The sequence below is a fragment of the Sandarakinorhabdus oryzae genome (assembly GCF_009733735.1).
Classification (GTDB): Bacteria; Pseudomonadota; Alphaproteobacteria; order Sphingomonadales; family Sphingomonadaceae; genus Sandarakinorhabdus; species Sandarakinorhabdus oryzae.
In genome coordinates, this window is record NZ_WNJP01000175.1 from 1 (window position 1) to 5,512 (window position 5,512).

At 68.1% G+C, this 5,512-nt stretch carries 4 protein-coding genes; 1 reads left to right on the plus strand and 3 read right to left on the minus strand.

Annotated elements, in window-relative coordinates:
• Positions 1–481: N-formylglutamate amidohydrolase (locus GJ693_RS13435; protein ID WP_197042194.1), on the plus strand; the 481-nt coding region annotated here is incomplete at its 5' end.
• A 182-nt stretch (positions 482–663) separates the two neighbouring features.
• On the opposite strand, the gene GJ693_RS13440 is transcribed toward GJ693_RS13435, so the two are convergent.
• The 3 genes from GJ693_RS13440 to GJ693_RS13450 all read right to left on the minus strand — a co-directional run bounded on the left by GJ693_RS13440 (position 664) and on the right by GJ693_RS13450 (position 5,150).
• Positions 664–2,742: a TonB-dependent receptor gene (locus tag GJ693_RS13440; protein ID WP_235902910.1), complete on the minus strand. Its 2,079-nt coding sequence runs from the start codon at positions 2,740–2,742 to the stop codon at positions 664–666.
• 132 nt (positions 2,743–2,874) lie between these two features.
• Entirely contained in the window at positions 2,875–3,645 is a 771-nt protein-coding gene (locus tag GJ693_RS13445) for a SapC family protein (protein WP_156256792.1), read from the minus strand.
• Positions 3,646–3,746: 101 nt separating this feature from the next.
• Positions 3,747–5,150 (minus strand): FAD-binding oxidoreductase, encoded by a 1,404-nt coding sequence (locus GJ693_RS13450; protein ID WP_156256793.1) that lies wholly within the window; start codon positions 5,148–5,150, stop codon positions 3,747–3,749.
• Between the last annotated feature and the right edge of the window lie 362 nt (positions 5,151–5,512).

The window sequence follows — 5,512 nt, forward strand, 5'->3', positions numbered from 1 at the left end:
ATCCGGTCGTGCCAGGGCGCGGCTGGCCAGCCTGCACGCGCCCTGGCACGACCGGATCAGCCGCATCCTTGGCGCCGCGCGGGCCACGCACGGCGCGGCGCTGCTGATCGATTGCCATTCGATGCCGTCGCCCACCGGTGCGCGGCCGCCGCAGATCGTGCTGGGCGATTGCCATGGCCGCAGCGCCCACCCCGACATCGTGCAGGCCATCGAGGATCATTTCCGCCGCGCTGGCTGGCGAGTGGCACGCAACGCGCCCTATGCCGGCGGCCACACCACCCACCACCACGGCCAGCCGGCCAGCGGTATCCACGCCGTACAGATCGAGATCGACCGCACGCTCTATCTGGATGGCCACAAGCTGGCGCTGCACAGCGGCGCCTCCAAGGTGCGCGCGGTGATGACCGGCCTGGTGCAGCGCCTGCTGGCCGACTGGCCGCAGCTGGGTGCGGCCCCGCCGTGGGCCGAAGCCGCAGAATAACAAAATGGCCGCGCTGGTGGGGGCAACCAGCGCGGCCAGATCGGAACCCGTTACTGTTCGGGGAGGAGTGGCAGGCAGTGCCACAGGCGGCCTTCGCTCGGGGGAAGACGCGGCCGCCGTGCCCATGATTTGGGGTCGCCCCGGCCGGTTTCAAGGGTCGCTGGCGCGATAATTGCCGTGCGTCAGATGGCCACGCGCAGCGACACCCGGATGTCGCGACCGAGCAGCGGCGCCACGTCCTTCAGGAAGCTGCTATGGCGGCGGGCCTCGACATCGAAGATGTTGTTGGCCTGCACCTGCAGCGTCGTGCCGCTGTCGGGCCCGAAGACCTTCCACGACAGGCTGGCGTTGACCATGGTCCAGCCCGGCGTGCGGCTTTCGAAGCCAGCGATGCGGTTTTGCGCGGTCACATGCTCCACCTCGAGACGGCCACCAACGTTGCCGCCGCTGGCCTCCACCCCGCCGATGAAGCGCAGCGGCGGGATGCGCGGCACCGCGCCGCCACCGGCGAGCAGCGTGGCATTGGTGTAATCGGCCAGGCCCGTCAGCTCGATGCGGGTCGGGCCCAGCTGCGCCACCGTCACGCCGGCTTCGGCCTCGAAGCCATAGAAGCGCGCATCGGCCTGGCCATATTGGAACACCGGCAAGCCGTCTTCCTCGGCGCCGGTGGGGCCCAGATAGATGAAATTGTCGAACCGGTTGATGAAGCCCGACAGTTCCAGCCGCCAGCCCGGCCCGCGTCCACGCAGCGCGGCTTCGGCGCCCAGCTGGCGTTCAGTGGTGAAATCGGGGTTGCCGATTTCAAAGGCGCGCGTCGCGGCATGGCCGCCGTCGGCAAACAACTCCTCGGCCGCCGGCGCGCGCTCGGTGCGGGCCAGGCTCAGCGCCAAGCGGAAGCCGCCGCCAATATCCACCGATCCGCCCGCTGACACCGACACGGTGTCGAACTGGCGCTGGCGCGCCACCGGCGGCGCCTTCACATCAGTATGTTCGAAGCGACCACCAACTTCGAGCTTGAGCGCGCCCAGATCCAGTTCCTGCAAGGTGAACAGGCCGAACTGGCGGGTCTGATTGGCCGGGATATAGGCTTCATCGCCTTCGGACCGGAAATTGCGGCTGAAATATTGCGCGCCCGAAGCGCCCTGCCAGCCGCCGCGCTTGGCCTGCACCAGCTCGATGCGGCTTTCCCAGCTCTTGTTGAAGAAACTGGTGCCGATGGCGCCGGTCTCATCCAGCTCGTCATGGGCATAATTGGCCCAGCCGGCGCGCAGCTTCACTTCCTTGAAGGCGCCGCCGAGCGGCAGCGCGCCGCGCAGATCGACCCGGGTCTGGCGCATGTCGAGGCGGATATTCTCCTCGTCATTTGCGGCGACGCCCACCTTCAGGCTGTTGGGGATGCCATAAAGGCTGGCAAGATGGCTGACGGCGACGCCCAGATTGGCGCCGTTGGCGCCGATCCAGGCCAGGCCGCCGGCGACATCCCAGGTGCGGCCAGCGCTGTTCTGCACCCGTCCCCTGGACTGCCCCTGCGCCGCCAGATCGCCACCTTCCTCTGCTGCCAGCGCGCGTAGGGGCGCCGAAAACACATAGCCGCCGGTGCGATAACTGTCGGTTTCGAGGAAACTGCCATCAACATGGGCGACGAAGCCGCCACCCAGCGGCGTGTTGAGGCTGGCGGCGAGGTTGCGTTCGCGCGCGGCGCTGGCCACGCCGGCGGCGGCATCGACGTGCACGGTGCTGTCGGGCACTTCCACCGGGATGCGCAGGTCGCGCATGTTGACGACCCCGCCGATGGCCCCCGAGCCATAGAGCAACGCCGCCGGGCCGCGCATGATCTCGATCCGGTCCGCCAACAGCGGATTGACCGCCACGGCGTGATCGACCGAGGTGTTGGAGACATCGAAGCTGCCGATGCCATCGGACAGGATACGCACCCGCTCGGCATCAAGCCCGCGCAGGATCGGCCGCGAGGCACTGGGGCCAAAGAAGGTGGAGGACACGCCGGGCTGGCGGGACAGCGTCTCACCGATGGTGGAACGCACCTGCCGCTGCAGTTCGTCACCCTGCAGGATCGAAACGGTGGTGGCGACGCTCAGCCGCTCACGGGCGAACGGCGCGGTGACAATGATCTCGGGATCGGCCGAGCCATGCTGGCCATCACCGGGGGGCGCTTCCGCTGCCAGCACGGGAGCTGCCGACACCAGCAGCAGGGTAACAAGCGACAGGTTCACGTTCATCGACAGCTTCTTCATCTGGGGCATGGCCACCGCATAAGATGATACTATATAACACGTCAAGCGCTGACATGATCACGTGCTGGGGATAAATGACGGACAGAAAAACGGGGCGGTGGACTGGCCACCGCCCCGTGTTTTCCGTTGCCTGCGCAAGCGTTACGCCGGCATCAGCGAACCCTGGGCCTGGGCCGCCAGGAACTGGCGCTCGAACAGCGGGCTGATCAGCGACAGGCTGAACAGATGGGCATAGATCAGGCCCATCATGCCCGATTGCACCATCTTGCGGGCCTGGTCGCCGCGCAGGTTCTGCAGCTTCTGCTCGTCGACCATGCGGAACCCGCGATAGACCGCCGGCTGCGACAGGCCATCACGCTGGATCGTGACTTCGCCGTCCATCAACAGGTCGAGCTTGGCCAGCTCTTCCATGAACGAGCGGGTGCGCATCACGGCCTGTTCGAACTGTTCGCAGAACTGCAGGATGGCCTTGGTGGTATCGGTCGGCTCGGTGCCTGCGAACAGCTTTTCGCCTTCATTCTCGACCACGATGCCGGCGGTGTCGTCGAAGCACAGCGACAGCTCGGTCGATTCCGGGGTCAGACGGGCCAGCATGAACGGATAGCGGCGCACGAAGGCGGGCACATAGGCATTGGCTTCCCACTGGTCATCGGCGCCCAGGTAGAGGTTCTCGCCTTCCTGCAGGCCAACCAGCGCCAGCGGGGCGGGATTGTCGCCCACGCCGAACACGATCGGATAGTTGCGCTGCACCAGCGGGAATTCGTCGACGGTCACGGGAATCGCGTGGGTGCCACGGGTGAAACCCAGGTCGCCGCGCGGCTTCAGGCCATGGGTGGGGTGCAGCTGCGACGACAGCGGCGCCAGGCCGTTGTAGAACAGGGGAAGCTGGTTGGCAGGAGGCTGGCTGGCCATGGAAAAGCGCGCTTTCGTGACTGGAGTGAGAATTGGTGCGCTTTCCTAAAGCGCAGATGAACATCGTGCAAGGCTGCGCTGCGACGGGATGACACGGGCCTTCAATAGAGTTTGCCGGGGTTCATGATGCCAAGCGGGTCGAGCGCCTGCTTGATGGCCCGCATCGCCGCCAGCCGCACCGGATCGCCATAGCGCGCCAGATCGGCCCGCTTCATCACGCCGATGCCATGTTCGGCTGAGATCGAGCCGCCGGCCGCCGCCACCAGACCATGGACGCGCGCCGTGATGGCGTCGCGGTGGGCGGCAATCCAGGCCGTCGCGCCGTCGGCTGGCGCGCGCACGTTGAAATGGAGATTGCCGTCGCCAAGGTGACCGAATGCCAGCACCCGCGCACCGGGAAATTCGGCTTCGACCGCCAGCGTGGCCGCCTCGGCGAAATCGGGCATGTCCGACACCGGCACGGCAATATCGTGGTGCACCGCCGGGCCGTCCTGACGCTCGGCCAGCGGCAGTTCCTCGCGTCGGCGCCAGAGCGCGGCGGCCTGGGTGTCGGACTGGGCGATCACCGCGTCATCGGCTTCCGCCAGCCCTTCGGCCAGCACGTCGTCGAGCGGCTGCGGCCCGGCCAGTTCAACAAGGCATTGCCAGGCGTGACGGCCGGCCAAGGGTGATGCGAGACCAAGCTGGCGGGCAACGAGGTCCACGCCATCGGTCGGGATCAACTCGAAACTTTCCACCTGTCCGCCGCTCAATTGGCGCAGCCGGGCAAGCAGCGCCAATGCGCGCTGCGGGCGATCGACGCCCGCCCAGCCGACGGCGCGGTGGCGCGGTGCCGGCACCAGTTTCAGCGCGACCGCCGTGATGAAGCCGAGCGTGCCTTCCGCGCCGATCAGCAGCTGCTTGATGTCGAGCCCGGTGTTGTCCTTGGCCAGACCGTGCAACTGGTTCAGCACGCGGCAATCGGGCAGCACCGCCTCCAGCCCCGCCACCAGCGCCCGCATGGTGCCGTGGCGCAGCACCTGCACACCGCCGGCGTTGGTGGAGGCCAGCCCGCCCACCGTGGCCGAGCCCTTGGCGCCCAGCGACAACGGGAAGGCCAGGCCCTCCTCCGCCGCTGCGGCGTGGACGTCCGACAATATCACCCCGGCTTCGGCCACCAGCAATTGCCCGGCGGCATCAAGCCGCCGGATGCGGTTCATGCGCGCCAGGCTGACCAGGACCGCCGAGCCATCGCCGGGCGGGATGCCGCCGCCCACCAGCCCGGTGTTGCCGCCCTGCGGCACCAGGCCAACATTGTGCGCCGCCGCGACCTGCACGATGGCCTGCAGGGTCGCCACGTTGCGCGGCAGCAGCAGCAAGGGTGTCGCCCCCTGGTAGCGACCGCGCCAGTCAACGAGGCGCGGGGCGATCAGGTCAGGGTCCTCGCTCCAGTCGACGCCCGCCGCGGCCTTCAGGGCGGCGAGCGCGGCAGCAGAAGGTGGTGGCGGCAGGGCGGGCGCGGTCATGCCTTTCCCTAGCGCGTTTTGCTGCCCGGCTGAACCTCCCCGCCGTCAAGCCAATTGCCCGCGACATTCAGCCATGGTTCAAGCGCTGGCAGACAGTGACAAGGGCTGCTGGGGGCGCGGGGGCTGCCACCGGGCTGTGCGTCTTGCACGGTTTAAGCAGGGGGATCATCGGGATTGTTGGCGTTTCGGTCAGGCGTATCGGCAGGGGTGACAGCGCTGCTGCTGGCCGCCCTGGCGGCATGTGCCTGTCCCGCGCTGGCCCAGCCAACCAAGCCGCCGCCCCCGCCGGCACCACAGAGCTTTGACGGGCAGGCCTGGCGCCGGGTGCCGGTACGGCCCGGCGGCGCGGCGCAATCGCGTGC

Coding starts and splice junctions, on each gene's coding strand:
- GJ693_RS13450 (WP_156256793.1), bottom strand. CDS start 5,150: ATGACCGCGCCCGCCCTGCCGCCACCACCTTCTGCTGCCGCGCTCGCC.
- GJ693_RS13440 (WP_235902910.1), bottom strand. CDS start 2,742: ATGCCCCAGATGAAGAAGCTGTCGATGAACGTGAACCTGTCGCTTGTT.
- GJ693_RS13445 (WP_156256792.1), bottom strand. CDS start 3,645: ATGGCCAGCCAGCCTCCTGCCAACCAGCTTCCCCTGTTCTACAACGGC.